This is a genomic window from Vescimonas sanitatis, assembly GCF_049060325.1.
GTDB classification, from domain to species: domain Bacteria; phylum Bacillota; class Clostridia; order Oscillospirales; family Oscillospiraceae; genus Vescimonas; species Vescimonas sanitatis.
In genome coordinates, this window is the sequence record NZ_JBMGPW010000010.1 from 60,841 (window position 1) to 87,317 (window position 26,477).

At 53.4% G+C, this 26,477-nt stretch carries 31 protein-coding genes; all 31 read right to left on the bottom strand.

The features are described 5' to 3' along the window. Window positions 1–31: 31 nt before the first annotated feature. A complete protein-coding gene (locus ACOMDU_RS12060) occupies window positions 32–994 on the bottom strand; it encodes a helix-turn-helix transcriptional regulator (RefSeq protein WP_119979924.1) in 963 nt (320 codons plus the stop codon). Between the two features lie 28 nt (window positions 995–1,022). Further along, window positions 1,023–1,163: a hypothetical protein gene (locus tag ACOMDU_RS12065; RefSeq protein ID WP_165860625.1), complete on the bottom strand. Its 141-nt coding sequence runs from the start codon at window positions 1,161–1,163 to the stop codon at window positions 1,023–1,025. Further along, on the bottom strand, window positions 1,164–2,042 hold the full coding sequence (locus ACOMDU_RS12070) for a DUF4261 domain-containing protein (protein ID WP_119979923.1): 879 nt from the start codon (window positions 2,040–2,042) through the stop codon (window positions 1,164–1,166). It lies immediately after the preceding gene. Next, window positions 2,039–2,914, bottom strand: coding sequence for a spondin (locus tag ACOMDU_RS12075; protein ID WP_119979922.1), 876 nt, complete (start codon window positions 2,912–2,914; stop codon window positions 2,039–2,041). The genes ACOMDU_RS12070 and ACOMDU_RS12075 overlap by 4 nt, the downstream gene beginning before the upstream one ends. A gap of 113 nt (window positions 2,915–3,027) precedes the next feature. Next, on the bottom strand, window positions 3,028–3,741 hold the full coding sequence (locus ACOMDU_RS12080; protein ID WP_119979921.1) for a hypothetical protein: 714 nt from the start codon (window positions 3,739–3,741) through the stop codon (window positions 3,028–3,030). 11 nt (window positions 3,742–3,752) lie between these two features. After that, window positions 3,753–4,532: a hypothetical protein gene (locus ACOMDU_RS12085; protein ID WP_119979920.1), complete on the bottom strand. Its 780-nt coding sequence runs from the start codon at window positions 4,530–4,532 to the stop codon at window positions 3,753–3,755. Between the two features lie 24 nt (window positions 4,533–4,556). Then, the gene (locus tag ACOMDU_RS12090; protein ID WP_119979919.1) at window positions 4,557–4,862 is read right to left on the bottom strand and encodes a barstar family protein; all 306 of its coding nucleotides are present in this window, start codon (window positions 4,860–4,862) and stop codon (window positions 4,557–4,559) included. Then, window positions 4,853–5,203 (bottom strand): hypothetical protein, encoded by a 351-nt coding sequence (locus ACOMDU_RS12095; RefSeq protein ID WP_119979918.1) that lies wholly within the window; start codon window positions 5,201–5,203, stop codon window positions 4,853–4,855. The genes ACOMDU_RS12090 and ACOMDU_RS12095 overlap by 10 nt, the downstream gene beginning before the upstream one ends. 18 nt (window positions 5,204–5,221) lie before the next feature. Further along, entirely contained in the window at window positions 5,222–6,430 is a 1,209-nt protein-coding gene (locus ACOMDU_RS12100; RefSeq protein ID WP_119979917.1) for an RtcB family protein, read from the bottom strand. A 35-nt stretch (window positions 6,431–6,465) separates the two neighbouring features. After that, complete coding sequence (locus tag ACOMDU_RS12105) at window positions 6,466–6,825, bottom strand: hypothetical protein (protein WP_119979916.1); 360 nt, start codon at window positions 6,823–6,825, stop codon at window positions 6,466–6,468. 18 nt (window positions 6,826–6,843) lie between these two features. Next, window positions 6,844–7,359 carry an SF0329 family protein gene (locus tag ACOMDU_RS12110; RefSeq protein ID WP_119979915.1) on the bottom strand — a complete coding sequence of 172 codons (516 nt, stop codon included), beginning with the start codon at window positions 7,357–7,359 and terminating at the stop codon, window positions 6,844–6,846. Window positions 7,360–7,425: 66 nt separating this feature from the next. After that, complete coding sequence (locus ACOMDU_RS12115; RefSeq protein WP_119979914.1) at window positions 7,426–7,776, bottom strand: hypothetical protein; 351 nt, start codon at window positions 7,774–7,776, stop codon at window positions 7,426–7,428. A 72-nt stretch (window positions 7,777–7,848) separates the two neighbouring features. Beyond that, entirely contained in the window at window positions 7,849–8,598 is a 750-nt protein-coding gene (locus ACOMDU_RS12120) for an SMI1/KNR4 family protein (RefSeq protein ID WP_134108647.1), read from the bottom strand. A 25-nt stretch (window positions 8,599–8,623) separates the two neighbouring features. Further along, entirely contained in the window at window positions 8,624–9,058 is a 435-nt protein-coding gene (locus ACOMDU_RS12125) for a hypothetical protein (protein WP_119979912.1), read from the bottom strand. A gap of 16 nt (window positions 9,059–9,074) precedes the next feature. Further along, complete coding sequence (locus tag ACOMDU_RS12130; RefSeq protein WP_119979911.1) at window positions 9,075–10,187, bottom strand: hypothetical protein; 1,113 nt, start codon at window positions 10,185–10,187, stop codon at window positions 9,075–9,077. Then, complete coding sequence (locus ACOMDU_RS12135; RefSeq protein WP_087290187.1) at window positions 10,184–10,462, bottom strand: Imm32 family immunity protein; 279 nt, start codon at window positions 10,460–10,462, stop codon at window positions 10,184–10,186. Before ACOMDU_RS12135 ends, ACOMDU_RS12130 begins: the two co-directional genes overlap by 4 nt. A gap of 23 nt (window positions 10,463–10,485) precedes the next feature. Further along, entirely contained in the window at window positions 10,486–16,683 is a 6,198-nt protein-coding gene (locus ACOMDU_RS12140; RefSeq protein ID WP_421130526.1) for an immunity protein Imm33 domain-containing protein, read from the bottom strand. Between the two features lie 3 nt (window positions 16,684–16,686). Further along, the gene (locus ACOMDU_RS12145; RefSeq protein ID WP_119979909.1) at window positions 16,687–17,157 is read right to left on the bottom strand and encodes a DUF4259 domain-containing protein; all 471 of its coding nucleotides are present in this window, start codon (window positions 17,155–17,157) and stop codon (window positions 16,687–16,689) included. 42 nt (window positions 17,158–17,199) lie between these two features. Continuing rightward, the gene (locus ACOMDU_RS12150; RefSeq protein ID WP_119980021.1) at window positions 17,200–18,177 is read right to left on the bottom strand and encodes a hypothetical protein; all 978 of its coding nucleotides are present in this window, start codon (window positions 18,175–18,177) and stop codon (window positions 17,200–17,202) included. Window positions 18,178–18,849: 672 nt separating this feature from the next. Then, window positions 18,850–19,539, bottom strand: a complete 690-nt coding sequence (locus ACOMDU_RS12155; protein ID WP_119979908.1) for a hypothetical protein — start codon at window positions 19,537–19,539, stop codon at window positions 18,850–18,852. A 2-nt stretch (window positions 19,540–19,541) separates the two neighbouring features. Further along, entirely contained in the window at window positions 19,542–20,492 is a 951-nt protein-coding gene (locus ACOMDU_RS12160; RefSeq protein ID WP_119979907.1) for a hypothetical protein, read from the bottom strand. 21 nt (window positions 20,493–20,513) lie between these two features. Further along, window positions 20,514–21,224, bottom strand: coding sequence for an Imm51 family immunity protein (locus tag ACOMDU_RS13860; protein WP_476718549.1), 711 nt, complete (start codon window positions 21,222–21,224; stop codon window positions 20,514–20,516). A 10-nt stretch (window positions 21,225–21,234) separates the two neighbouring features. Continuing rightward, window positions 21,235–21,480, bottom strand: a complete 246-nt coding sequence (locus ACOMDU_RS12175; RefSeq protein ID WP_020225637.1) for a hypothetical protein — start codon at window positions 21,478–21,480, stop codon at window positions 21,235–21,237. A 2-nt stretch (window positions 21,481–21,482) separates the two neighbouring features. Continuing rightward, the gene (locus tag ACOMDU_RS12180) at window positions 21,483–22,082 is read right to left on the bottom strand and encodes a hypothetical protein (RefSeq protein ID WP_117440294.1); all 600 of its coding nucleotides are present in this window, start codon (window positions 22,080–22,082) and stop codon (window positions 21,483–21,485) included. A 29-nt stretch (window positions 22,083–22,111) separates the two neighbouring features. Further along, entirely contained in the window at window positions 22,112–22,711 is a 600-nt protein-coding gene (locus tag ACOMDU_RS12185) for a hypothetical protein (RefSeq protein ID WP_117440293.1), read from the bottom strand. A 13-nt stretch (window positions 22,712–22,724) separates the two neighbouring features. Further along, the gene (locus tag ACOMDU_RS12190) at window positions 22,725–24,206 is read right to left on the bottom strand and encodes a hypothetical protein (protein ID WP_421130527.1); all 1,482 of its coding nucleotides are present in this window, start codon (window positions 24,204–24,206) and stop codon (window positions 22,725–22,727) included. Window positions 24,207–24,233: 27 nt separating this feature from the next. Further along, window positions 24,234–24,965 carry a DUF4241 domain-containing protein gene (locus ACOMDU_RS12195; protein ID WP_119979902.1) on the bottom strand — a complete coding sequence of 244 codons (732 nt, stop codon included), beginning with the start codon at window positions 24,963–24,965 and terminating at the stop codon, window positions 24,234–24,236. A 36-nt stretch (window positions 24,966–25,001) separates the two neighbouring features. Beyond that, window positions 25,002–25,352: a DUF6572 domain-containing protein gene (locus ACOMDU_RS12200; protein ID WP_119979901.1), complete on the bottom strand. Its 351-nt coding sequence runs from the start codon at window positions 25,350–25,352 to the stop codon at window positions 25,002–25,004. A gap of 5 nt (window positions 25,353–25,357) precedes the next feature. Further along, complete coding sequence (locus ACOMDU_RS12205) at window positions 25,358–25,582, bottom strand: hypothetical protein (protein ID WP_119979900.1); 225 nt, start codon at window positions 25,580–25,582, stop codon at window positions 25,358–25,360. A 5-nt stretch (window positions 25,583–25,587) separates the two neighbouring features. Beyond that, window positions 25,588–25,914 (bottom strand): DUF5713 family protein, encoded by a 327-nt coding sequence (locus ACOMDU_RS12210; protein WP_119979899.1) that lies wholly within the window; start codon window positions 25,912–25,914, stop codon window positions 25,588–25,590. 16 nt (window positions 25,915–25,930) lie between these two features. Next, complete coding sequence (locus ACOMDU_RS12215; RefSeq protein ID WP_119979898.1) at window positions 25,931–26,476, bottom strand: hypothetical protein; 546 nt, start codon at window positions 26,474–26,476, stop codon at window positions 25,931–25,933. Window position 26,477: the final 1 nt, after the last annotated feature.

Below are 26,477 nucleotides of genomic sequence, written 5' to 3' on the forward strand. Positions count from 1 at the left end.
TGTTAAAATTTCATAACACCTGACCTCCGTTTTAGAGAAAACTGCGGGCGATCCGCTTCATTTCTTCCACACACTCCTGGGGTGCTATGATCTGAATACCGCCCATAAATTTGAAGACCCAGCCGTAAAAGGTGCTGCTTGGATCGACTTCGATTTTTGCAGCAAAGTGTTCCTCGTCATATGGACGAGTGGGTACAGATTCTCCATAATGGTCTATGATGGTTTTCATCAGCTTGTTCTCGCAGAGCAGTTCAACAGAAATCGTGCGGTCAGCAGCAAACATATCAACGATCTTGTTGGTGTAGCCCGCCACATCAAAGCCTTCATCGGGGGTAAAGCCGGAGGGAAGTATCTTGATCCCCGACAGGCGGTCTACTCGGAAATGGGCCATCCGCTGGTGCTTGTAAGAAAAGCCAATCAGGTAATAGTGGTCATTCTTCCATTCCAAAGCATAAGGGTCCAGTTTATAGAGGTAACCGCCATGCTTGAGAACTCGTTTTTTCTCGGGCGTATATTCATAATACTGGAACTGTACCTGCCGCTTTTCCAAAATCGCCGTTTGGATGGCATCAATGATGTAATAGACTTGCTCATTGTCCGGTTTCACCCGACTGGATAAGCTGGCGAACTGCCGAAGCTGCTCTGCCTGATATGTGCCGGCTAAACGGCATAATTTCTGTACCAGTTCCTCGGATTTCTTTGCAGAAATGATCTTCGAGGATGCTACTGCATCTGTCAGCATTTTCAGTTCTGGATACTCAAACAGGCGGCTTCCCATAAAATATTGGTTTTGGGTACTTTTGACCACCACAATATCAATCCCTGCATCGATCAGCGCATTGGTATCTGCGTAAACAGTCTGCCGCACTGCCTGAATTCCTTTTCCATTCAGATGGGCAATGATGTCAGACACTGTGGCGGGATGGTTTTCATCGGTCCGCTCATAGAGAAACCGGAGTAATTCCAGTATCCGCATATTTGTTGAATTCTGCATACTTCACCTCCTCGATTCTTAAAATGGCCTATTTTGTATGGTGTCCAGCCCCAAAGACCAGAAGCAGGGCGACAGCACAGAGAAGCAGGCCAATCCAATTTCGATCCATAATCAGCTTGATCACCGCCACAAGCAGCAGTCCGCCCACCAGGAGCACAACGCCGTTCATTCAGCGTCCTCCCGAGGCATAGTTCCCCATGTGGATGTCCAGCACCTCTCTGGGCGGCTGGATCAGGGCGTCCTCATACTGGCACTTCCACTGGATCTCCCGGCTCATCTGGCCATCCGCCACGCCGTCTATGGTTTCACCATCCTCAATGGGATTATCATGCTTCAGAATATAGGACGCAACATTATAGGCGTGGTTTACCACCCAGTTTGGGTCCATGTCGTGGAAGTGGTACTGGAGGTCGGGCAGAAACAGGGTACTCATGCCCACCGTGTCGATGAGCATATCCTCAGTGCCCTCAATGTTAAAGAAGCGGACATTGACCCCAAAGCGGATGAACCGATCCGGACCCTCAATCTGATGGGAGCGTACATCCTCTGCCAGAAACAGCTTGCCGCAGTTCTGGAAATAGAATGCCTCACAGGTGGGGTACAGCTCCGCCAGAGCCTCCAAAAAGTCGGCGTCCAGGTTGGCACGCTCCAGCGCCGGAAGCGCCGCAGCCAGCATATCGGTGGCTACCACCTGATATTTGCACTCCCGGAAGATCCGCTCCCGGTCCTCCTGGCAGTCCCACATCTGGCTCATCAGGAAGGCATCAAAGCCATTGCCCTTGAACTTGTCGCATTTCATCACCATCAGCTGCACCGGGCATTTTCCGTCCTTGAACTCTGCAATATGCTCCTGTGCGGAAAAGCCAGCCATTTTCTTATCATAACAGAAGCACTCTGTTGATCCGATGTGCTTCTCCATTACGGCAGTCATTTTTTCTTTATCCGGCATTTCTACCGGCTCTTTGAACAGCATCTGAATGAGATAGGGGCCACCGGACTGGGGGCCTTTTTTGTCGTCCAGATTTTGCTGGAAAGCTTTATTGCTCATTTGGTTTCCTCCTTCTTTTCTGGGAACAGTTTCCACCGAAACTCCAGCTCTTTCTGGACAAACTCTTTCGGCAGGCCTTGGGGATTGGCGATGAGATACCAGGCCCGAAAGGTGCGCTTCTCTGGGTCTGTCTCCTGCCGGTAGAGATGATAGCCCGCCTCATCCTCCTGTGTCCACTGTCCTGTCTGCCGCATGGCCTGCACAAAGGGTTCCACCACCTGGTCCAGTTCCTCTTTGGTGCGGCTTGAGGCCCAGGCATGATCCACATCCTTGGCATGGGACTGGTAGAACAGCAACTTTCCAGTATGGGTCTTCGCCTTGCACTCCGGCGTTCCGCGCAATTCTGCCTGACGGCGGTACTCCGCCAGCTGTTCCACTGTCCCGTATCGTTCCACCATCTGCTCGTCCACATGGATGCGCCAGCTGTAGTCCTCCGCCTCGGTGAAGGGGGCGCAGACCGGCTGTAATGCCTCCACGGGGTCTGCCTCGAAGCGGTCGATGAAGTCGAGGTAGTGGGCTTGGATCAGGGGCAGGAAGGTGTCCAGGAGCCCGGTGTCCAGCCGCAGGTCCTCTGTCAGCATCCGAAAGAATGAACCGCCTGTTGTGGGTTCAATTCTGAAAGAGTAGAGGTAGTCATCTCCCTGCTTTATGATACAGCTGAAGCCCACCTCCACATTTCCATGGCCGATTTCGTAGTCTATGTAGTTGTAGTGGCTCCGGTCGAACCAGATCTGATAGGTCAGCCCGTTTTTAGTTTTCTTTTTGAAGTCGCCTTTTTTCAGCCGCTTCCAGCCCTTTTCCTCCAGGCCCAGGCCGTTCCACAGGTAGTCCAGAAGCTCCTGAAATATATCTGCCGGGCGTTTTTGTTCCATGGTCTCCACCTCCTTACAAAACTTTTTCTGGGGTTCAGCGGTCATTTGCAAATCAAATATGGAGCAGGGAAACAGAGGCACAAACCATCTCATTCCCGAGTCATTTTCTGCCGTCACAGGTCTGACTTATTTTGCTCCATTGCTTGGGCGATCTGTTTCATAGCCATGTCGATATAGAGATACACCCCATCACGATCACAGTGGAACAGGTTGGAGTAACATGTGCTTTCGTTCGGGTGAAGGGGATTCGGTTCCACTACTTCGGTGGCTTCCAGCAGACCAGTACCCAGTTCAGCCGCAGCAGTAAGAGCCTTTTTCAGAACAGCAAACTGCCCATCACTCCAATGTTTCTCCAGATCTTCCAGTACCTTTGGTTCCTGCTCCAGATCCCGGAGAATCTGCAAAACCTGATTTGGGGACAGGTACACGCCGGAGCAGTAGTTTTCCATGATCTGGTTCTTTGCCGGGTTGGGTAAGGCAGTGGGCACCACCTGCGCCCAGGGGGTGAAGTACCGCCCATATTCCAGCTTTTCTTCCGCCAGGAAAGAAAAAGCACTGCCTCTGGTGTAATAGTAATCCCGGAAAAAACCTTGGATCACTGCAATATAGAAACCATGGCTTTTGTCAAACAGCTCGTTGGATTCTGTTTCAGACCCAACCCGCAGGGTATCCAGATATTTTTCTGCATAGAAATCCTCTATTCCATACTGTGTGGCGAGTGCCAGCACCTTTTCCTCCTGTCCCTGCTGTATCCAGGTTAGGGGAGTAAAATACCATTCCTGTATTTCGTCTGGCGAGATCGGGTGAAAACTTACATCGTATCCCATAAAAGTCCTCCTTAGTAATCAAGCAAGATAGGCACCTGATGTTCCTCGGCAAACCGCATGGCCCGCCAGAACATGGAGAAGGCGAACTTGGCAAGGGACTGGGTGTCATACCGGGTGTGTTCCGGGATGTCCGCCTTGCTGTACTGTCCATCCGGGGCCAGGGTCCCGTCTACCGGGTATCCCTCGGTGTCTGCCCAGCCAAGGATGGTGTCCTCATCGGCCTGCCATGCCAGATGGTTCAGCTTTTCCAGCTCCTTCCGCAGACCACCCAAAGTAGCGATCATCGTCTGATCATCGGTGGGCAGAGGGCCTTGGAATAGAAAGCTGTCGGTGAGGGGAAGCCACCAAGTCGCGCCCCGAAGCAGGGACCACACCCGCTCCTCGTCCGATGCAAGGCGGGCAATCAGGGGATGCTCCCCGAAGTCCCAGTCCTTCTCCACGGTGAGAGGCACCGGTTCCTCGTATGTATGACAGGCGGCCACCAGCAGCATAGCGCCAAAGGCATCCCAATCCGGCTTATCGGTGTAATAGGGCCGCTCGTTGTCCTCCGGCCATGGAGTGTAGGGCGGCTGGTCCGGCTGGGAAATGGCGGCCAGGATCTGATCCCGCCAGTTCTCCACCGCCGCCTGAACCTCAGCCGGGGACAGCTCCTCCTCGTTGTCGGCGGGTTCTCCATCCGGCGTGATTTTCTGAAAGCCCCATTCATTTTCTTCCGCCCACTGCTGTGTGACGGTCTTCCAGTTGTGAGAATAGTACCGGGTCAATGTTCCGGCGTAGATATCAAGTCCCATGGTGATTCCTCCTTTTCTGCTTGGTCAAAGCCGTTCCAGGGTACAGTCGTGCCCGGAATGGTCCGTATCCAAAATGATTTCTGTAATGGTGTCCATCATCTCTTTTCCGAGATTACGGACGCTTTTTTCATAGGCCAGCCACTGGATGCGGATGGGCTGGCCATACTCATGCCGCCCAAAACCGCCCCGGAGAATGTCATTGAAAGCGTCCAGGTTCCGACCGATCTTCCAATCTAAGCCGCAGGTGAACACCTGCTCCACCTCGTCATAAAAACCGGCCATGTTAGAAAAGCGGCGGCCGTCAATGGTGAACACCTCTCTCATGTCCATATAAACGGCTCCTTTAAGTCATATTTCTCCATGATCTTATTTTCCAAGGCTTTATAGGCATCCATATCCTCTGGCTGCGCTGGAATACCCTTTTGCCAATAACCGTTCCCATAGTAGAAAAACATAGCCCAGTAATAAGGCAGGTCATGGCTGAATATCGCCACTCCCATGGCATCGGCCACTGGCTCTGCCAGCGGTGAGCGTTCCACGATCTGGGAGGCTTCCTCATAGGAGATCCCCACCAGCTCCACCAGCAGGTGCTTCACCAGTTCACAGAAGCTGTACTGGTTGAATATGACCTGACCATCCTCATCTTTGAACACAAGTCCATCTCTCACCATGGTATTCTGCTCCGTTTCTTACTCCTCGTCCCCGGCCTTGAAGTTGTAGATGGGGCGGATGACCTTTACCACATCCGCCGTGGGGCCAATGTTGTCCAGAATATCCTGCATCCCCTTGTAGGCCATGGGGCACTCGTCCAGGGTGGCCTTGTTCACCGAGGTGGTGTAGACCTCTGCCATCTGCTTTTTGAATTCAGACACCGTGAAGGATTGCTTGGCGTCCGCCCGGCTCATCAGCCGCCCGGCGCCGTGGGGAGCGGAGCAGTTCCAGTCCTCGTTGCCCTTGCCCACACAGAGCAGGCTCCCGTCCCGCATATTGATGGGGATGAGCAACTGCTCACCCTCCTTGGCGGACACAGCCCCCTTCCGCAGGATCATGGCGTCGGTATCGATATAGTTGTGGATGGTGGTAAACTGCTCCTCCACATGGAGCTTCATGCCTTTGATGATTTCATCCATCATGGCCTGCCGGTTGAGCATGGCGAAGTGCTGGACGATCTTCATATCGTGGATATACTGCTCAAACAGTTCCCCGGACACATAGGCCAGGGCCTTGGGGATACTGGTCTGTTTGAGGTTTTTCAGCTTCTTCAGTTCTTTCTGGATTTCCTTCTCCCGGCCCTCTGCCTTCATCTGGGCTACCAGAGTTTGGAGAGAGGCATCATCGGTACGGTTGAGCACCTTATAGCCCGCCTCCTGGTAATAGCTGGCCACCTCTACACCCAAGTGACGGCTGCCGGAGTGGACCACGATGTAGAGATTTCCCTCGTCGTCCTTGTCCACCTCAATGAAGTGGTTCCCGCCGCCCAGGGTGCCGATGCTTTTTTCTGCCCGGAGGAGATCCACATGGTGGGCACAGCACAGTTCGCTCAGGTCGATCTCATCAAGATAGCGGTGGGCCTTATCCCGTATGGAGAAGCCGGAGGGGATTTTCTCATAAATCAGCTTGTCCAGCTTTTGAAGCTCCAGCCGCCCCTCCCGGATGCGGGTGGTCTCCATGCCGCACCCGATGTCCACACCCACCAGATTGGGCACCACCTTGTCGGTGATGGTCATGGTGGTGCCGATGGTACAGCCCGCCCCGGCGTGAATGTCGGGCATGAGCCGGATGCGGCTGCCCGCCGTAAATTCCTGATTGCACAGCTCCTGAACCTGTGCGATGGAGGCGCTGTCCACCACATCGGTGAAGATCTTGGCCTCATTGTATTTTCCTTTAATTTCGATCATAATTTCCTCGCAATATTCTATGGGGCATGGCCCCGTCAAGTCATCTCATACAGCAGGGCAGCGTCGCCCTGCACCAGTTCCAGATGGGAGCGCAGCGTTTCAAGCCCGCTTTGCACCGCCTCGGTGGGCAGATCCCAGTCCGGGGCTATTTCAGCGGCCAGCTCTGGGAGGTACTGCTCCTGCAGAGCTGCCAGCACATTAGACGCCAGCTCTCCCTCCAGCAAAGCGCAGTCCAGGGTGTCCTCGGTCTGGGGAGCAGGAAAACGGACATCCAGATCCAGCTCGCTCTCACACCAGTCCCAGATGGCCATATAGACCGCGCCGGAGCAGTCGCCATTGGACAGTTCCTGCCGCCGGCCGTCTTTGAGAAGATAAAAGGATGCGATCTGTGACATGGCAATTCCTCCTGAATGTTATTCTTTATCTATCAGCCCTTCTGCCTGCATCCGGATCACATAGAAGGCTCGCACCCAGTCCAGCTCCTGCTCCATGGATTCCTCCAAAGCCAGCAGGCGGCGTTTTCCCAGTCTGCGGTCCAGGAGGGCGAAGATGCGGACAAGAGGATTCTCGCTGGTAAGGCTTTTCTCGATGCTCTGGTTGTCAAAGATCCCAAACGCCTCATAGAACACCTTTTGGTCAAAGGTGCCCTGCTCCAGCGCATAGGCATGAGCCTGGTTGATGGCCTCTTTTGCGGAGTCGCAATCTTTCAGCGTTGTGGACCTCAAATGATGAAATTTCGTCCACACATTCTCAAAATAGGTGTAGTAGTTGCTCCGCAGCACTTCCACACCGTCCACACGAATGGCTGCCCGGCCCTCATGGTCGGCACTCTTACTGTAACTGGTGGCAAAATACTGGATGTGGCCCCGGAGTGCCGGGCACAGGTAGTCACTTTCCAGTTTGTTTCGGATTCCGCTCCAGGTTGACATGGCGACCGCCTCCTTTCTGTTGCCACTGCGGATAAGGTAGATTCCCAATAAATTGAAATTTGAAGGTTACATATAATCCTCGATATATGATCGTTCTATAAATTCTTTTACTGCAAATAGATCTGCAAACTCCTCATACCGGGGAAATCCGTCCGTATTATGTGCTGAGTAAGTCAAATGGAACAGATAGTAAATGTCTCTTCCCGTTCCGTTTCTGAGAACATATAACACATCATCATTGGATTCACACTTCGCAACCGCCCAGATTTTTTTGCCGTATAAGAAGTGGTCTTGTCCTATTTCTTTGTTTAGTTCAGCAACAAATGCCCCGTCCGCCTGTGTGAAGGGAATCATATACCAGTTAAAATCGTTACCATATTTATCATAGAGATCACAGAACATTTCTTCTAATGTCATTTTCATTCTTCTTTCGCTGATTTACAGTTCAGCCATCAACCGCCGCGCTATTTTCTTTTTATAGGCGATGTTTTATTGCTCATTGAGATACCTCGCCAATTTCTTCTCCAGCAGTTCTGTCATATCATTGCAGAGTCGCTTGACCTTGTCCTGCTCATGGGCGTAGTACCAGATGGTTTCCTCTCCGGGGCGGAGCAGGAGCTGGTCGCCGTCCGCTTCTTTCCAGAACTCGCCCAGCACGCAATACCGCTCTCCGTGGATGGTCAAATTAAATGTTCCAGAGAGTTCAACGATTACGCCTGTGAATACATTGATGCCTGCGGTCAGCAGGAAAAACTCCCGCACCTGGGCCGGGAGCGTGAAGTCCATCACGCTTTCTTGATTCCCGATTTGCTCCTCCATGGTGGCGGGCTTGATCTCATCAGAGGGGTCCAGCACCTTTGCCAACGCCTTGGAGAACTTGGGGTATCGACCAAATAGTTCTGGGTGGCTGGCCTTGAATTCCTTTTGCTTTTCCCGCTGCACTCGCTTCTGCTCCTTGCAGAACGCATCCAGCTCCGCCAGATACCGCTCCTGGTAGAGATTGCTGGCCTCAAATGCTGTGCCGCTCTTTTCCAGAATGGCGATGGCTCCCTTTTGGCTGCCAAACACCGGGACCCACTGGAAACCATGCCGGCAGGGCTTTAGCTTCAGAAATTCGCCCCGACTCAGCAGGGTTTCCAGTTCCGGCTCATGCTCGTCCCACCAGTTCCGCCAACTTTCTGGTGTTTCCCGGCCTTCGACCAGGTCCAGGAGCTTTGCTGTCAATGATTCTTTGTTCATAGGTGTCCACGCTCTTTCTCCGCCATCACGATACTCGTGATTCCAAGACTTCGCCATTATCGTTGATATAAGTGTAATGAATAAAATCCTCGTCCAAAAGCAACAGATATGGACTAAAAACTTCCCATGCATCATGATCGCTCATGATGTCAGAATATTTGCCAAATACATAAATCTCAAATAAGGCGTCTGTTCCCATTAAAAAGCACAAGTAGGCATTTCCATGGGGATATGGGCAAACTTCTTGGATCGCCAGCTGCCCCGGTTGCTCAAAATTGAGTTTTGAGATAAAGGTTTCAATTTTGAGTGCTTCCGCTTCATCCGCATATCGGTATTTTTGAGAAAAATGTTCGATACTTTTTGTGAGACGGTCCTTGTATTGCTGTATCTCTGCTCTTTTCTGTTTTATCTTGAGCTGCGCTCTTTTCTGAGCCAAAAGTTCTTTCCTCTCATGCTCCATAGTTCATTTCTCCGTTTCAGAGGGCGCAGGAATAGATGCTCATGGCCCCGTAATCGGTGTGCAGGACAAGTCCGCTTTGAGTAAAGGCAAAATTCACCTGACGCACCACAAAGGGATCATCAATGGTGGCCAGCAGTTGGCCGCTGCCGGTATCCCACAGCTCTATGGGGGAGCTGCCACGATCCTGCTGAACGGCCATCAGGCTGCCCCTTGTCCTCACCGCGCAGGTGTCTGAAAAACTCAGTCCCTGCCGGACCGAAAACGGGAAAGGATTGTCCATCTCCTCTCCGGTCTGGGCCAGATAGAACTTGCCGCCCACCGAGAAGCACTGGTCATCCGGAGAGAAGAAGGGATGCCAGCCCGCATTGGGGATCACTACTTTTTGGGCGGACTTCAAATCGACCAGCACATACTCGTCCTCGGTGACGCGGTAGGCCGCTTTGCTCTGCCGGGGAGAGAGCATCCCGAAGCAGTAATAGGCAAAATTCGGATTCTTAGACTTCTTGCATTTCACGCCTTCCCGCCACATCTCCGTGTTGCTGCCAAAGTCACAGACGACGATCTCCTCGCCTGTGTACCAGAGGGCCAAGTCGCCGCTGGCATCCAGCATGGCCTTCATGCTGTTTTTCTTGTTGGCAAAGGGCGTGATTTCATGGGTGCGGAGTGAGAACTGCTGGAGAAGATAGCTGTTGTTCAGAAGAAGGGTGTCATTGGGGCAGAGGACCTGCTCATAGGTCATTCTCTTTGCGCCCAGGGAAACTGTTTCGAGGATCTCCCCGCTGCCATCGAAGTGATAGAGGGTTTCGTCCTCAAAATCTCCGGCCACTCTCGTCAGGAAGAAGTCGTCCCGTGTGAGGGCGGCAGCCAAGGGCATAAAGCCGTTGCTGTCCTTGCCGACAAACCGATGGCACCGCGCCTGCCCAACAGCGGCATCCGGATTCTGATAGACAAATCCTTTCCGCATTTGGCTCATCATGGCGCTGGCAGTCTTGCTCTTGACCTGGAAGGCGGAGTCGCACAGGATCTCCTTGACCTTCCCACCATTCAAACAAGTTCGGACGGTATGTCCGTCAATTTCAATCCGCCACTGCTTATTTGTGGCGGGGTTGAGGAAGGTTTTTTCAATCATGGTTTTGGCCGTTCCTCCTTTCGGATCAGGATGCTTTTTCCCTCGGAGTTGATGCTATACAGGTCATCCAGATGGATGTGGAATCCATCCCCGCGAAGAGTTTCTGCCATACCCAAAGCGGCTTTCGCCAATAGAAGCAGCCCCGCCCGGTTTCCCGTTAGCTCCAATTCATTTCCATCAGCATGAGTGGTAAAGGAGAGGTGGGCTTCCGGTTCCACTGGAAGGATGGGCAGTTGTTCATCATTCAGTTGAATGGTCAGTGTTTTGGGTTTCATCGATTGCCAGGGCACCTCCCACATCAATCCCACCAGAAGTACCAGACGGTGGACTGCCGCAGGACATCTGCCAAGGAGCCAATGCTTCCATCCTCATTCTGATCCAGATCTGGGCAGAAACCATATTGCTCCACAGCCACCTCCATAGCTCTTTCCTTGGAGATCGGAGTTGGAAGTTCAAACTCCAATTCATCGTGGCTCATGGCGGCAGGGATGGCACCATGTTGCTCGAACCAGTATTTCGCCACTGCCATCAGGTCCGGTGTGTCGGGACACTCATTCCAATTTCCAAAGGGCAGGTAGGCGAAGATCTCCCAGGGGTTCTTTACCGGAATTTTAGCCAGAATGAGCGGATATGTCATTCCGGTATCATCGTTCCAATAGTTTGCGAAGCGGTCGTTGGGTTCTCCGCCCTCCATCTCGCCCAGGACTTCCTCCTCCCAGTCCAGATCATCGTCCTCGGCTTCTTCCTTGCGCTGGCCGGTCAATTCCTCCAAAATCGCCTTTCCGTCCTTAACAGGAGCGGAGAGCATCTTCTTCCGGTACTCCTCTACCGTTTTGAGGTCAAATTCATAGCAGTCCGCATCATGCTCCGGGTCGGCGTTCATTACCAGACATTCCAACAGCGTTTCATCATCCGCCTGGATAAGTACGGGAACAAAGCCCTCCCGTACCCCCAGCCGCTGGGCGTAGCTGTATGCCGACATGATGGGGTCATCATCTGCCATGGATGGGAAATAGGTACACTCGCAGTCCAGATACTCCATGATGGCATGAGCCACTTCGGAAGGCTCCAGCGTGTCCTCGTCGAAGTCCTGTCCCTGCCAGTTTTCAAAGCGTTCCTCAATCACTTGAGCCATTGTCTGATAGTATTTCTCATCAAATGGGATGAATAAGTATGCCTCCTGTTGAAATTCATTGGAGTGGTATCGGGACGGACCAAAATATTTCAGGGCATAGTCATCAATGTCGGCAGGATAGTAGGGGCTGTTGCCCTCTCCGTAGTAATAGCCTGCAAAGGCACGGCCTTGCTGATTGAACAGCACAGAGAACAGACAGCCGTCCAGCTCATCCCGGATAAACTCCCTCAGATCCACATTGGCAGGATCAGCTTTGACCTGTTTGGTCACTTCGCTGTATTCTTTCAAGAAGTCCTCGCCCATCAGGTCGTGCTCCATACACCAGCGCAGGTAGATGGCCATGTGGTTATAAGCATTGATGGGGTCAATAGGCAGTTCCTTCTCCTCAATGCTCTCAAGGTGATAGGAAGCGTCGTCCATCTCACCGTCAAAATTATCATTGGAAAGGGTGCCACGGGTGATCGCATTCTGGCGAGTGGGGTTTACAACAAAACTGATCCCCCTCATCTTGTTCAGCAGAGCGTCTACATCATGTTCCAGTTTATAGTCCAACTCGTCCTCATAAAGCGGAATGACCTGATAGAAGTTGACCTCCTCGCCGCCCGGCAGGGTGCAGACCTCGCCGCCCTCCTCTGTACTTTGGGGGCCGGTGAGAATGGCGGCACACAGCTTCGTATTTTCCGCAAAGTTCTCCTTGTTATCCATGGTATGTCCAAAGCCCAGCCAAGTGTCGCTGGCAATGGGCAGACGAGCTAAAACTTTCAGCAGACGGATAGGCCAGTACCACCGCTCATCCTGCATAGATTCCTGAACCAACTTCCAGTCCGCAGGCAGCGCGATAGCCAGCTCCGCCCGCTCCAGCTTGTATTCTGCCAGTTCTTCCGGCACATTCATCCGGTGAGCACCCATACCCATGGTGACCAGGGTATAATAGTCCCGCTCCTCAGTGGGCGGCACGATGCAGATGTCCACATGGATGTCCGGGGAGACCAACTCGTGGAACACATTCTCGACCTTACCGAAATACTGCTCAATGTGACCCTCGACGGCCTCCATCTCCTCCTCTGTGTAGATTTCGGGATTACTGAATTCTTCCTCATCCTGTGTGTCATCATTGTCTGAGTGGTCGCAGCTGTCATCCTCTGGATCTCCCTTTATAGGCTCGTAACCGATCTTCAGGGTCATCTGTTCCTCCGGCAGGGAGACGCCGGGGCTGCGGGTGATGGTGTGCTTATCGTCCGCAGAAAAACCGATGGTCTCGCCGTCTTGCAGTGTCACATCACACGCCAGCACATAGGAGGCAAGGCTGGCCAAAAAGTCCCGCAGTTCCTCCGGCTCAGCGTCGGTGTTCAACACCTCCATTTCCTCCTTGCCAAACACATCCATGCCGTAGGTGTAGCCGTTTAGGCCCCCCTCGCTCCGGTACAGGCCGAACCAAACCCAGTTGAAGATGGGCAGTTCGTCCTCTTTGAGCATATCGGCAAGGCCCTCATAGAAACGAGGCTCAAATACCACGCCGCTGGTGTAGACACCGGTGGCATATTTCTGCTTGCAGCACACTGCCATCGCCTTAGTGAACAGCTTACCCCGTTCCAGCAGTTTTTCCTCCTCGCCCAATACAGCCACCACGATATGGGCCTTGTGCGCTTTGGCCACCTCTACGGCCTCTGGCCACATATAGTTGTTTTCGGCGTTGATCTCCGCTTCATTGTCCGGGATGTGACCGTGGAAGAGTGTCACGATCAGCATCATGCCGCCGACCCGCATTACCACAGCGTCATCGCTGTTCTCATCATCTTCGTCGCCCTCATCCGGCTCCTCATCTACGATGCCCCATTCTTCCCGTAGATTCCGGATCAACTGCTCCTTGTCCCATTCCGCTTTGGAGAGGAGCACAGACCCGGCAAAGGAGCCCTTACGGTCAGTTTTCTCCTCGTCGGCGTCATCCTCAAGATTCTCTGCATCTTCATCCGGATCATAGAGGGATTCATGCTCCAGTCCGCGGACAAATTCCTCAAAGCTGTCTGCCAGATGGGTAATCTTGTAGTCGTTTTCCTGATCCACATGGACTACCGCAGGCTCTCCCTGGGGGCCGCAGGCACGGTAGTCCAGGAAAATCATATCATGTCCGGCGCTGGGGCAGTCGCAGATGGCCACACCGATGGCAGGATACTCCCACTCATCGATCATAAACTGGCTGCCCAGCTCTCCGCAGAGGGAGCAGCTCTTTTCTCGCCCGATGCCGAAAATGCCGGTGATGGCCACATGATCCTCTGCCCAGCAGGTAGGCTCATCGCAAGGATAGCAGGTATTCACCGGAATGCCGCCGTTGTGCTGCTTCATCAGCCAGATGTAGGCGGCGGGCAGCTTGTAGCCCAGTTCCTCCTCCACGCTGGCAATCAGCTCATCGGAAGGCGGATCACTGACATATTCTTTCAGTGCATACCAATTATCATCCCAGAAGTTGGTGAGGTCGAAACCCTCAAAGGGGGTATCACCGGGCACGAATTTGGCCTTCTTCTTCCGTCTGCGCTGGCGTTTCCGAATTTCCGCCTTACACTCCTGAATCACCGCCGGGGCATTTTCGTCCTCCGGGTCCAGTTCCGCCCACCGCTGAGCGTAGGGAATGGCCTTTGCCTCCTGCTCATAGAGATACTGATAGCCATAGGCCATCCGCATATTCCACTCCGCCTTGTCCTGGCCTTCCTCCCGGACGGACTCCAGCACCTCAATGGCCCTCAGAAGGGCTTTGTCTCCCTTGGATTTCAAAGTACCTTCGTCATGGTCCCCGATGATGGCGTAGTTCTCCAGTGCACGGGCCAGGGCGTAGGCGGTGCGGTAGTTCCGCCAGTCCTCCGGGATGGCATTCAGTGCCTGGATACAGCGGGTGTACTCGTCTTCGTCGTTCCACTGCTCCAGCTGAGCGAAGAATGCTTCGGCGTTCTGTTGGGTATAAGGAATATAATCCATGCCCATAAGCGTTTCATCCAACTCATCATCCTGATTCTCAGTTTCTGTCCCATCATCTTGTTGCTTTAGGGGTACAGAACCGGCTTCACGGCGGAAGGTGTGGAAGATGGCCCATGGGATGTCCGTGCCTTCAAAGAACTCTTTCGCCATGTTCAGCGCCTCTCGGATGTCCCAGGCGATGAAGTCCACATAGCCACAGTAGAGGCCGGTGGCCCCGCCGGTGAGAGTGAGCACTTCCGATCCTTCATCAGTGGTAAACACTTCTTCCAGCTTGTCCCGGAAGTCGAAGATCTTCTGACTGTCTTCCTCCTCCCGCAAGGTGTCCAGAGGATAGCAGAAGAAGCCCGCTACTGCGCCATCGGCGTGAAGATCGTCCATAAAATCATTGTCGGCATTCAGATAGCCGTTGATGAGCGGAACACAGCAAGTGGAGCCCAACATGGTATCCAACCGCCAATCGGCGTCCGGGTCCTGTTTGGGTTCCATTTTGTAACCAAGGTAGCTCTCCAAATAGGCTTCCGGGTCGGTGGAGAGCTCCAGGCCCTGCTCCCGCAGTTTGTCGGCCAGCTGGGACAGGAGGAAGGACGGCTCTGCCTTGGGCTTTTCCAGCACATCAAAGCTGTCTATGTATCTCATGTGGGGGATCTCGCCCAGCACTTGGTCGGTGAGGGTAGTGAGCATCCACCAGGCCCGGCCTTCCTCCTCCCGGAGCATAGGCAGCAGCTTTTCACAGTAGGCGGAGATGGCGAAGCTGTTTTCACCCTGCTCCTCCAGCCAGATCTGCACATCCTCCCCGGAGATGTCCCAGCCATCGTCGGTGCGCAGTCCGATGTTTTGGAGGGGCTGACGGCCCACAAGGATGTTCCACTGCTCCAGCACCTCCTTGGGGGCGTGTTTCTGGAAGTAGACCAGCTCAAACAGCTTGACCTTGTCGCCCTCCGGGGTGAGGATCAGCTCATACTTCTCGCCATTGAAGCCCATCTCGAAGGAAATCTCGTCAAAGACCAGATTCAGGGTTTCCTGCATTTGGGCCACGAGTTCGGCGCCGCGGGTGTGATCCTTGTCCTCGTCCATCATCTGGCGCAGTTGGGCCTCCTGCTGGGCAAAGTCCTTCCATGCAGATTCCGTCCGCTCCCGGAAGCACTCCCAGAACTGCGGCAGAGAAATACCCTTCTTGCACCGTTCGATAAACTCTTTGGTGTCATCGTCACCAGGGCGGGCTTCCAATGCCTTTTCAAAATATCGCAGAGCCCGGCCCTCCTGATCCAGATAAAAGTAGGAGTAACCCATGCGGAAGTTCCAGTAATAGTCGTCCTCGAAGTATTCCTCATGGGGCTTTAGCAGAGCGAGGGCCTTTTTGAGCATTTCTTTGCAAGTTGGCTTATGTGGGTCTGCCAGATTGTTATAGGCACGGGCTAACTCGCTGTCCATCTCAGGGGTACGCTCCTCGGCGGGGATGGCCTCCAGCGCATCAATAATTTTATGTTGTTTGCTCTCCTCATGCCACTTCTGGCACTGCTTCAAAATATCCATATCCGGGTCCTCCTCGTCCTCGTCCGGTTTCCAGTTTTTGATCTGCTGGAACACGCCGTTCTCATCCCGCTCAAAGGCGCAGGGGGCGGGGGTGTTCAGCAGAGGAATGATGTCGGGATCGTCGTTGCAGATCGTATTCAGTTTGTAGATCCCGGCGTTGTTGGGATCGTCCATGTACGCCTCACTCTCGTCACCAGCGGTGAAGCGCCAGCCACTGTCCCAGCCGCCGTCCGGCTTCTCCCGGTAACAGTAGCCGACCTTGCAGCCCTCCACCGTGATACGGTTGGTGGCGATACAGCCATCGGCACCCTCCCAGTCAGGGAGCAGATGTTTTACATCTTCCGCCTTTACATGGTAGTTCCGATTACGGCCGGAGGCTTTGTACAGCTCTTTCCGCAGCATCTCCACCTGATAAGCCATATCTGTGATCTCATCCTCGCCCATCATCTCGCTGATGTCGTATTCCAGCGGGTTCTGGGCAAAATCCGCCAGGGACTTGTTCATTGCGTCATGCTCCTCTGGCGTAGCAGTGATGCGGATACGGCGGATGGGGGTGTTGTACTCGTCCAGATCCTGAAGGTTTACACTGCCACTGACGCTGCACTCCAGCAGGATGGCGGCCAGGTCGGTGACCACATCAATGGCGAAGTGGAAGTCCATTTCCACGCCATCGGAATGTGTAAACTCCAGGTACTCCACGGTTTGGCGAAAGTCCCAGTTCTGCTTGTCCAGACCGATCTTGGCGAAAATCTCGCTGAGGGGGATCTCCTCCTTTTTCTGATCCTCTAAAAATGCCACAAGGTTCAGACTGTCATCGGAACCGCCAATAAAGTTGCCCCAATATTTTTTGATATACATCTGTCACGCCTCCTGTTCTGAATCCAGTCGATCAATGAGCTGATTCAAGTGTTCCAACCACGCAGGAGCGATCTCACCGCTGTCCTCGTTCTTCCAAAGATCCACAATCTCACGGATGCCGTCCTCGTCCGGCACCTCATTTTTGATGTCGGTGAGCTGCCGCAGCAGGAAAGCAAGGGCTTCTTTGGATGCTGTGAAACCGGTGACTTTATCCCATATAGCTTCTTCATGATCGTAGTCCAGTTTGCTGTTATCCTTCCATTGGAAATACAGCTCCGCCAGAGCCATCGCAGTATTGTCAAAGAGGAAGTCGATTTGTGAGAAGTCAGATCCCAGCATGACTTCCTCTTTCATCAGTTCGATCATCTCGCCCAGATCCATTACCGGATGCTCCGGTACATATTCATTTTTGAGGATGTCCAGTACATCCAGCCCTTCGTCACGCTCTAATGCTTTTATGCCCCATGCTCCCATGTCGGCACCTCTCTTTCTTTATTTTGTATCAAGCTTCTATTGTCAATCATAGTTCTCCAGCCGAATGATAGGCCGATAAAAGTCATAATCTCCGTTTAGTTCATTGTCCTCCTGCACTTCCGGCTTACAGTGGGGCGAACAGGGTAGGAAACCGAGAAATGGGCCCAGCCCACCGCAGATATTGCATCCGCCATCGCCGCCGCAGGTGGTAAGCCTATCAGCCTGCACCACTTCCCGCATATAGGGATCGTAGGCGATGGACAGGCCGAAGAAGTTGGGTTCCTCCATGTCATAAGGCCGGTTCTCATCCTCATCCATATCCTCAAACCAGCGCAGACGCATGGAGTAGTCTAACCCATCTCCCCATGGGAACAGGGTCCGACACCCTCCGCCGCACAGGTAGGCCCACTCGTCCGCCGTGGGCAGGGAGAAGCCCCTGTTTTCCAGCATGGCAAGAAGCGCATCGTAGTCTGTGCGGTTATAGATACAGATCTGAAAGCCCTTTTCCGTCCGCTCAATGCGGGCCGACTGATGCAAGGTAAGACTGCTGCTGTCACTCCAGGCAAAATCACGGAATTCCTTCAGCCAGTCAGGGTGGGCAGTCAGCCTGGGATCGTCCATTTTGACTGGCTCCCAGTTAATTTCCTCCAGTTCCCGGCCCACCAGCATGGGGCCAATGGCCGCCTGCCGAACGGGAGCCATGCTTTCCCGAATCATCTCCTCCGGGTTCTGCGGTTCCATTTCCCATTCCCGGAACAGATACTCCAATTCCTCCCGGCTCTCCTGATTCAGTCCCTCGGCAAACTGCTCCCAGCCCAGGGTGACGGTATCGCCGGGGACAAAGACGAACTCCCGACCATCTTTCTTGAAGATGCCGGTGGTGCAACTCTGGCCCCAGCGGTCAAAAGTATGTAGACCGAGAAAGGTCATATCATAACGAGCAGCCAGGCTTTCCATCAGCGCCTGCTTCTCGGTGGTTTCCATTTGATTGAATTGGGGACGGGACAGTTTTTCGTTCATGGCAAGTCCTCCTTCGATTCGTTTTGCGTGTTCCAGCAGATAGCGCCGGCCATCCTGCTTGGCCTGCTCCAAGTATTGAGGAAGCAGGCCGGAATGGATGGCGTCCAGCGAGACCAGAACCGCGATCCGCTGGTATTCCTGTAATTCGAGGGAATAACAGTTCCGCTCCCAGAACAGCGGAGCAAACTGTTCCACACAGTCAGGACGCAGAGCGGGCATCGCCAAAAGTGCCCGTCGGCTCACATATTCATTGGGGTCCTTTGCGAAATCCAGAATTATATCCCTGACTTCCTGACTACATGAGCATTCTGGCAGATAGGCGGCAAACTGCCACTTGGCCTCACTCTCATTGGAGGCTGCGGCCCTGCGGCAGAGGCACTCGAACCATTGGGGATGGGAAGTGGTCTCCTGTATAAACCCCTCCGCTTCGTTGTCCCTGGCGATCAGATAGACCATCTCATCCAGTAGGACGCTGTCTGCCGTTTCTGCATCCATTTGGGTCAACACATGGCAAAAGGCACTATAAGTGTCGTTCCAATATGGATAATCAACTTCCCACTCACCGCCAAGTTCCTCGCTGGTTTTGCCGGGATAAGTGGCTTCCTGCCATTGATGGAACTTTATTGCCTGCTCCAGTAGGCGTTCACGAATGCCCTTTGCCATGTGCTCACCTCACAATTTTCCGAAATGGTCCAGATATAAATCCCGCACAGAATACGGGCCTACAAGGTTCGTTTCCTGTCGGCCATCCCAGGAATACACATGAATTTTGCCCTCGTCCCCAATGTACTGTTGTTCCTCAAAAGATGCGGGGAAGGGGAAACTTTCTACCATGTTCCAGTTGATCTTGGATTTCAGCTCATCAAACTCCTCGCGCTTGAGCCTTTTGAAGTTAAACACCAGTGCTGCCCCAATCCCATCGAACAGCAAGTCTGCGTATTCTCTGGGGGTGATGCTCTCGCTCACATTGGCGGCATCAATATTGACATCCAGAACCTTGTTGCCGCAGTTTGTCCAGATTTTATCGGGAGAGAACCAGGTGGCGCGTTCCTCAGCGTCTGCAAAGTCCTCACGGGGATACCATCCGTTTGCGCTGTCCGGCTTGACGCCTTCCCGAAGCTGCCCGTTGTACGGGGAAAGCGGATAATATCGGTGCCGCACCGGATCAAATCGGTCAAACGAAGTTTTCAGCAGATACCTATGCTTTTCGCTGCACATGAGCTTATGGGGCTTCACAATATGTTCTTCGATCAAACTCCAAATGTACTCATCTACACGGATGGATACACGGGGACGGCTGAATAGTGTGATTTTGTTGGTGTCTGTATCCACATTGAGCCAGACACGATTGATCTCAACCATTGTCACTCCTCGCTTTCACCAAGTACCCCGCCATAGAGAATGCCGTTTTTTCCGAGGAACAGCATCTGGCTGCGAAGCAGGCTGCACTGCTCCACAGCGACCTTGTTTCCGTCACAGGTGGGAATAGCCTTCTGTTTTTTCCCAAGGCGACCACCATGAGCGGTAAGGAAGTAGAATTTGTTATGTTCCTGATACCCGCCCTGAAACAGAAAAGTATCACCAGACGGAGCAACAGAAAAAGCTCCGCTTCCTTCGATTGGCAGTTCAAACACAAGATCCTCTTTGAAGGTCGTCCGCACCAGCCGGAATTCATCGTAATAATAGAACCACAGGTTTTCTTCTTCGTCCAGGCTGATGGCATAGCAGTCATAGATGGAATACTTCTCATTCTTCCAGAGAGGAGTTCCCTCCGATGTCCATGCAATCAGGCCGCAAGCACCCAGAGGTTCATCCCAACCGTAATTACCAAATACACCTTCGTCAAAGTAGCTGGTAATGATGGTGCCATCTTTTTTTACCACACAATCTTGAATGCCATCCCCCAGGCAGAAACGGGACAGCACAGTTCCGTCCCGGCTGACAATCCAGGCGTTCTGGTCAGGGCCGTTTTCCCGATAGGCGCATCTTGCCCCCAGCAGGAGGAAGTGATCACCTGCGGGCCGCAAATAATGGAACTGGAACTTCAAGAGGCCAAGAGGAAACAGCGTCGTTTCCAGCACCCGCTGTTCCGCCCAATCCAGCTGGATTTCCACTGCGGTATAGGTGGAAGGGGTGCTGAGCCAGTCCTTACCCTGAGTTTCGGACGGCTGTTCCATGAGAAGATAGACTTTTCCATCCCTTGCCGTGAAAAAGTCTGTCACTTCTGTGCCCTCCAGATGGTTTTCCCGGCGCAGCTGGTCCAGGTCAATGATGGGGAACAACGGCAGATTTTTGGCTTTTATAGGTTTGTTCATAGTGTCTCCTCCTGGTTCCTTTCATGCTCCATCATAGGTGTGGCTTTCCCAGATGGCCTCAAATTCCGCTTTCTCTATGATGCAGGCGTGGAATTCCTCGCCCCAGATATGGGCGTTCAATTCCTCCACGGTGGGGATCGGCGTGATCTCGATGGCACCGTCGTAAAGGTCAGGGATGTTGTGGGTGCGGCCATCTGCAAAAATGTCGATGGAGCGATGGGCCAGCCGCTCATTTTCGGTATCCACTTCATAGAGGATGACCGGTGGTTCACCCTCCGGTGCGCCCTCCCAAAAGAGCTTGATGTACTCGATTTTGCCAAGATAAGTCCGCATCGCTTTTTCATCAGCACAGGCTACTCGGATCATTTTGGCCAGCATCATCAAATCGTCGATGTATTGGGAATACACGCAGAACACATCCTCGTCAGAGTCGAAGTGAAACATACCCACACCGCTGTTGTTTTCCTCAAACTCCCGTATCACGCCCCGGACCAGCCGTTCCCAGTCTCCGCTGCTGCCGGTCAGTCCCAGCCGGCAGAATTCTTCTGTCCGGAACCCGTCACTGATCTTCAGCAGAAGGGAGATGGCATAGGGGTGGTGGGGAATGAGAAAGAATGGCGCGATCTGCTCCGGCTTCACCCAGATTTTGAAGGGCGGGCGCGGATCAGGTATCCAGGGCAAGATTTCCCATTCGTCCTCCGGCCGGTTTCCGTATTGGCAAAGGTCTTTCATAGTGTTCTCCTCATTCGATGTCGCTTAGTTCTTCTTTCACATCCAGTGGAGCGCCGTCCAGAGATGTGATCTGTGCCAGTTCTGTTTCCGTCAGATTTTTCAGGAAAATGCAGTATTCGTCCGGGTGGCCTCCCACAAACTCCATTTTGGGCATCTCGATCTGCTGTGGGTCGGTGATCCACAGGCAAGGTTCTCCTGTTGCCCAAAACCGAGTCAGAGTAAGAATTTGGCCGTTGTAAATTACTTTCTGTTCCATCCTCATTTCTCCTGCATTTGCCTCAGCAGCTTCACGATCCGCTCCCGGTTCTTTGCGGTTTTCATAAAGGTGGGGAGATGGTCGGCCTGGGTCATTTTCGCTCTTCCCGGCGGCTTTTCCCGCAGTCCGGCGCTGAGATAGCCGATCAGATAGGCAAGATGTTCTCGGTTGAGTGCCCATACAGGTTTTCCCTGAAATGAAGTCAAAAACCATAGTTTCAACCCGAAATAAGGTTCTCGTCCATCTCTGATTTCGCCAATATATGAAAACGCCTCCGCTGTTTTATGAACTTCTCCCGACATGGTTGTTCCGCAATAGGGGCAGGTCACATGGAGGACGGGAAAATGCTGCTTTGCCGTATCTTCAATATCCACTCGGTAGTACCTGCCGCAGTTTTTGCACTGGTTATGGACATCATAACGGTAGATCGTCCGATCCTGCGTCATCCGGTGGCCGCAGCTCAGGCACCGGAAATAGGCGTTGTCATCATCCGCTGTCACCACACCTGCGCCATGGCACTTGGGGCATTTCACCTGAATGCCAGAGGTCAGGGCGTTGTATGCACTGTATGTAAAGTAGGGTTCATCAACAATTCGGCTCATGCGCCCACACTCCTTTCAGGAAATTGCTTTCACAGCCGAAACCGGAACGGTTTCAAATCTTTTGTTTTGATTGTCAGATCCGAAACGCTCTCTTGCAGGACATTTACCTGTTCCAAATACTCCGCAGGTGCGTGGATCTGCTCCAGATAGCCTGCATAGCGGATAATCTGATCCAGCGCCCGTTTCCTGTATTTTGCGATTTCCCCCAAATGGGAATAACTGCGGCCTGACACATAGCTTGGAACATTGATAGACCGAATTGTTTCTATATCAAGCGTCCCATGCTCCTCTTTCTCAGATTTAATGGTGGCCAGCATATCTTCCGCAGAAAAACGGATGCCGCGTTCGCAGAGAAACCGCAGTTCATCAAACAGGTGGTTCGCCACAAAATGTTCAGCCAAGGGCTCAAAAATTACATCATCCTGATACCAGCCTCCGTGGGCGCAGGAAATTAGTTCACGGTAACGCTTTTCTGTGATCCACTGGCGCAGTATCTCTTTGCTCCCGTGCATCCATGCGTCCAGCCGGGCCTTTGTTTCTTCGGGGCTATCATTGGCTGTCCCATAGCAGGGCAGACCATTGTCTTTCAGCCACTTGGTTACTTCTTTGCTGAATTTTGTGTAGCTCAATGTGACACCCCTTTCAAAAATCCCTCAACTGCTCAAACTTCTCCATCAGGGCATCCTTCTGGAGCGTGCCATCCGGCAGGGCGTCCAGGATGCCCCGCAGGGCCATATAGATTTCATCCCGCTCCTCGGTTTCGATAAAGCCCATCTTGTTGAAGGTCTGGGTGTAGGCGGCCACCGCATCCAGCGCCTGGGCCTGGGCGTCCTCGCCCGGTTCAGCGGCCAACTTCATCAGCTGGGAACGGGTCTTGCGGTATTGATTGGCTGCCTTTTTCGCAGCGGCGGCAGGAATATGCTCCGCACCGTCCCAGCCCCGGAAGGGATTGTCCAGATTTTGCGCCAGCCACTCCGGTTTCCGGGGTTTGGTGATCCGCAGATCCATTCCCGGCTTGCTTTTCCAGAGCTGCTTTGCCGCTTTTGCCGCCGTCTCCGGCAGGCTGGTCATCCAGAACCAGCGAAGCTCCGGCATCTGCTCCGGGGTGGGGATGTCATCCGCGCCGAAGCCAAACAGGTCGAAGGTGGAGAGGTTCGTCAGTTCCCGGAACCCTCGCACAGCGGAGAAGTTCTCCAGGTTTCCCTGCGCGCCCCAGAGCCGCAGTTCCTTTAAGTGGGGATGGACAGCAGCCAGTCCGCTCAGATCAAAGTCCTTCAGCTCGATGCCATGCAGCCCCCGTAGGTTCGGCAGTTCCGTGTGCGGGCGGTATTCCCCGATAAATTGGAGGGTCAAACCGCTGCCATCTTCGGGGGCATGGATGGCACAGGCGTCCGGCCCCTTGTTCTGGAACAGGAGCAGCTCCGTTCCCTCACACAGCCACAGTTCCTCCAGCCCGGTCATATCCAGCATCAGCTTTCTGATGCTGGTGCCTCGCAGATCAAGTGTCCTCTGACCGTGGTTCAGCAAAGTCACTTCATCAACAAAGGGGGATTCCCGCAAAAACTCCAGCAGATCCGGGTGCCACCGCTCGCAGATGAGTTCGGAGAGGCAGGGCAGAGCCTTTAGTTCCAGCGCCGAATCGAATGGTGCGTACTGGTCCATCACCCGATGGTTGTTGACCTTCAGCTGGATACCGCCGATCTCCGTTTGCTCGTCACTGTCCATGGCCTCCTTGAAGGCCCGCCGCCGTTCCTCCGGAATGGCCTGCCACCGGATCTGGAGATACACATCATAGCCGTCACTCCAGCCTCCGTAGGAGCGGCAGGGCTGGTCGGTGAAGGGCGGAAGTGTGCCCACCAGTTTATATTGGGGCGGGACCTCCAACGGCACCCGCAGCAGGTGGAGGTCGCGGGACCAGTACATGAAGTCCTTGTAGAGCGGGCGGAGATGGGGCAGTTCCTCCGCAGTTAGAGGGGCGTCGCCCACCCAATCCAGAGAGAGGATCACCGCCCAAGACTCTTTGCTCACCGTGTCTGGCGGCGCAATATAGGCTACCTGACAGGCGGTGTAGCGTTTCAGATATTGGTTGTAGACCGTATAGACCTCTCCGGCATTGGCTTTCATAGTGTTCTCCTTTGTTCTATCACATTTTTAATCCTGTTCTCGATAACTGGCTTCAATGTCAATGAACCGCACATACACGGCACAGACTTCGCCCTTTGCGTCATAGCCGAAGTAGACGGGATAGTAGCCGTCACCCCAGCCGGAGGCAAAGATGGGCAGGTTGCAGTCCGTGTCCGGCACTGTCCAGTTGAGCCAGTCGCCGCAGTCTCCCTGATATTTGGGGTGAGCTTTGGCATTTTCCTCCATCAAGTCGCAGAACAGGTCGTTGTAGGGGTCGATGTCCGGGTCTTCTTCCAGACGCTTGGCCCAGTAGGTCTTGAAGGCCGCCTGGGTCTGGATGTCCGCAACGCAGCCCATCCCGGCGTCTACGCCAAAGCCAAAATACTCGTCCTCGCCCAGTTCCTCGTCCAGATCCTCGTTGCCCACCATGCCCAGCTCATAGCGGACAGGCTTTTCCTGAGAAACCTCCACCTTGACGCAGGCATAGCGGTCGCCGTATTGTTCGCTGGGCACCACGCAGATTTTCACCGGATAAGTTCCGGCGGGGATCGTTTGAAGGAACGGCAGAGTGTCCTCCAGTTCCACCAGCGGATCACAGGCGAAGATCTGCCCGGTGGGGAAATGGACGGCACCGATGTCCAGTACATCCACCGCCATGTTCCCAATCACTTTCTCTGTGAAATGGGCCTCCAAGTCATCTTTACAGGTCAATTTATCCTTGATTGCTTCGTATTTGTTCAGCCATTCAGTTGTAGGCATATCAGTTTCCTCCTGTTGGTTTGGTTTGAGGATCGGTCAGCTCTCTACAATGCGAACCGGTTTTCCTCCAATTTCAATTTCCAGCTTTACGCCGTAGTCCTCCGCCCACGCAGGGCACTTGCTGAGCAGGGCCAGGATGCGCTCATCCGGCTCCCGGTCAAGGGTCACCCGCAAAATCACGGACCAGTCCCCATATTCCTTTTGAAATTCCTCGCTCTGGGTGTGGTTCAGGTAGCCCTCCATCTTATCCAACAGGGCCTTCTGTGTTTCCGGGGAGCCGTCAATGAAACCGTTGCAGACGAGGACCATCAAAACTTCCTTTGTTTCGGTTTTTTCCGCCAGAATGTCAATCTTGTGCAGATCCCCGAACATATCTTCAATCGCCATCGCTTTCACCGATCCTTTTTGACGCATTCTTTTTCCAAATGCTTGATGTACTCGCTCTTTGAGCCGTCCCAGCAGCAGTTCACACATCGGCCATTCTGAAAATGGTGGGGACAATTTGGGTAGCCATAGAGAACATGGGCGCATTCCGGGCACAGCCCCATCATCTGTGAGGAGCCTTTCAAAAACAGGCTGCCGCACTCATCACAGACGGCCAGTTCTTTTTCTGCCATGAGGTTTACCAGTCCCGTTCCCGGATGGCCTCCTCGGTATCAATGGGGATATTGAACCACTCCAGAATGTAGGCCACATTTGCTGCAATGCATTCCCGCGCCACGGTTTCGATCTCGCTGTCGTTCTCGTCAAACTCCTCCTGGAGATCATTGATGCCGCAGACCGCTTCGTCCAGCGTCTCCTGCACCACTTCGGTGTCGGTTTCGCCACTCTCCAGCAGGTCGATGACTTTCTGGAGTTCGTCCTTTACCTTGTCCACCAGAAAGGCAGGATAGTAATTGTCCTGATACATCTCGTCCAGCAGATTGTAATTAGGGTCAAATGCTTTCATAGGGATTGCTCCTTTCTCATTCAAACATCAGGCCGTATGATTCGGTCAGGCTGCCATCGTCCTCATGGAACATACACTGATACAGAGGCTGGCGCTGTGTTGCTTTGCGGAACCGCTCCAGAATCGGAGCCAGCGGCTCATCGGTAGGGATGCCGAAAGCATCAGCTACCCGCCGCCAGCTGTCCATATCCATATCTTCCAAGTTGATGTTGCGCTGCCTCTGTCCGTATTCCTCCAGTGTTTTGGAGTCCGCATACTCCTTTGCGTCACAACAGTCGTGCCAGCAGATACAGCTCACAATCAGTGAAAAAAGGTCATCCATACTCTCAGCCAGACGGCCTGCCTCACCTTCGCTGCTGTAATAGCCGATGGAGCCATCTTCCAACAGGTGGTATTCTCCGCCGGAGCCATCTCTGGCAAAAGCCATACCGGGCAGTGTGAAGGTTGCTCGACCATCCGCCTCATCCCTCGGGGACAAATCATCCAGCAGGAAGAAGTCAAAAAGGGAATCAAACTCCTCTGCCAGATCAGGGTCATCACGCAGCGCTTTCAAATAATCCATA

Coding starts and splice junctions, on each gene's coding strand:
- ACOMDU_RS12060 (WP_119979924.1), bottom strand. CDS start 994: ATGCAGAATTCAACAAATATGCGGATACTGGAATTACTCCGGTTTCTC.
- ACOMDU_RS12065 (WP_165860625.1), bottom strand. CDS start 1,163: ATGAACGGCGTTGTGCTCCTGGTGGGCGGACTGCTGCTTGTGGCGGTG.
- ACOMDU_RS12070 (WP_119979923.1), bottom strand. CDS start 2,042: ATGAGCAATAAAGCTTTCCAGCAAAATCTGGACGACAAAAAAGGCCCC.
- ACOMDU_RS12075 (WP_119979922.1), bottom strand. CDS start 2,914: ATGGAACAAAAACGCCCGGCAGATATATTTCAGGAGCTTCTGGACTAC.
- ACOMDU_RS12080 (WP_119979921.1), bottom strand. CDS start 3,741: ATGGGATACGATGTAAGTTTTCACCCGATCTCGCCAGACGAAATACAG.
- ACOMDU_RS12085 (WP_119979920.1), bottom strand. CDS start 4,532: ATGGGACTTGATATCTACGCCGGAACATTGACCCGGTACTATTCTCAC.
- ACOMDU_RS12090 (WP_119979919.1), bottom strand. CDS start 4,862: ATGGACATGAGAGAGGTGTTCACCATTGACGGCCGCCGCTTTTCTAAC.
- ACOMDU_RS12095 (WP_119979918.1), bottom strand. CDS start 5,203: ATGGTGAGAGATGGACTTGTGTTCAAAGATGAGGATGGTCAGGTCATA.
- ACOMDU_RS12100 (WP_119979917.1), bottom strand. CDS start 6,430: ATGATCGAAATTAAAGGAAAATACAATGAGGCCAAGATCTTCACCGAT.
- ACOMDU_RS12105 (WP_119979916.1), bottom strand. CDS start 6,825: ATGTCACAGATCGCATCCTTTTATCTTCTCAAAGACGGCCGGCGGCAG.
- ACOMDU_RS12110 (WP_119979915.1), bottom strand. CDS start 7,359: ATGTCAACCTGGAGCGGAATCCGAAACAAACTGGAAAGTGACTACCTG.
- ACOMDU_RS12115 (WP_119979914.1), bottom strand. CDS start 7,776: ATGACATTAGAAGAAATGTTCTGTGATCTCTATGATAAATATGGTAAC.
- ACOMDU_RS12120 (WP_134108647.1), bottom strand. CDS start 8,598: ATGAACAAAGAATCATTGACAGCAAAGCTCCTGGACCTGGTCGAAGGC.
- ACOMDU_RS12125 (WP_119979912.1), bottom strand. CDS start 9,058: ATGGAGCATGAGAGGAAAGAACTTTTGGCTCAGAAAAGAGCGCAGCTC.
- ACOMDU_RS12130 (WP_119979911.1), bottom strand. CDS start 10,187: ATGATTGAAAAAACCTTCCTCAACCCCGCCACAAATAAGCAGTGGCGG.
- ACOMDU_RS12135 (WP_087290187.1), bottom strand. CDS start 10,462: ATGAAACCCAAAACACTGACCATTCAACTGAATGATGAACAACTGCCC.
- ACOMDU_RS12140 (WP_421130526.1), bottom strand. CDS start 16,683: ATGTATATCAAAAAATATTGGGGCAACTTTATTGGCGGTTCCGATGAC.
- ACOMDU_RS12145 (WP_119979909.1), bottom strand. CDS start 17,157: ATGGGAGCATGGGGCATAAAAGCATTAGAGCGTGACGAAGGGCTGGAT.
- ACOMDU_RS12150 (WP_119980021.1), bottom strand. CDS start 18,177: ATGAACGAAAAACTGTCCCGTCCCCAATTCAATCAAATGGAAACCACC.
- ACOMDU_RS12155 (WP_119979908.1), bottom strand. CDS start 19,539: ATGGTTGAGATCAATCGTGTCTGGCTCAATGTGGATACAGACACCAAC.
- ACOMDU_RS12160 (WP_119979907.1), bottom strand. CDS start 20,492: ATGAACAAACCTATAAAAGCCAAAAATCTGCCGTTGTTCCCCATCATT.
- ACOMDU_RS13860 (WP_476718549.1), bottom strand. CDS start 21,224: ATGAAAGACCTTTGCCAATACGGAAACCGGCCGGAGGACGAATGGGAA.
- ACOMDU_RS12175 (WP_020225637.1), bottom strand. CDS start 21,480: ATGGAACAGAAAGTAATTTACAACGGCCAAATTCTTACTCTGACTCGG.
- ACOMDU_RS12180 (WP_117440294.1), bottom strand. CDS start 22,082: ATGAGCCGAATTGTTGATGAACCCTACTTTACATACAGTGCATACAAC.
- ACOMDU_RS12190 (WP_421130527.1), bottom strand. CDS start 24,206: ATGAAAGCCAATGCCGGAGAGGTCTATACGGTCTACAACCAATATCTG.
- ACOMDU_RS12195 (WP_119979902.1), bottom strand. CDS start 24,965: ATGCCTACAACTGAATGGCTGAACAAATACGAAGCAATCAAGGATAAA.
- ACOMDU_RS12200 (WP_119979901.1), bottom strand. CDS start 25,352: ATGGCGATTGAAGATATGTTCGGGGATCTGCACAAGATTGACATTCTG.
- ACOMDU_RS12205 (WP_119979900.1), bottom strand. CDS start 25,582: ATGGCAGAAAAAGAACTGGCCGTCTGTGATGAGTGCGGCAGCCTGTTT.
- ACOMDU_RS12210 (WP_119979899.1), bottom strand. CDS start 25,914: ATGAAAGCATTTGACCCTAATTACAATCTGCTGGACGAGATGTATCAG.
- ACOMDU_RS12215 (WP_119979898.1), bottom strand. CDS start 26,476: ATGGATTATTTGAAAGCGCTGCGTGATGACCCTGATCTGGCAGAGGAG.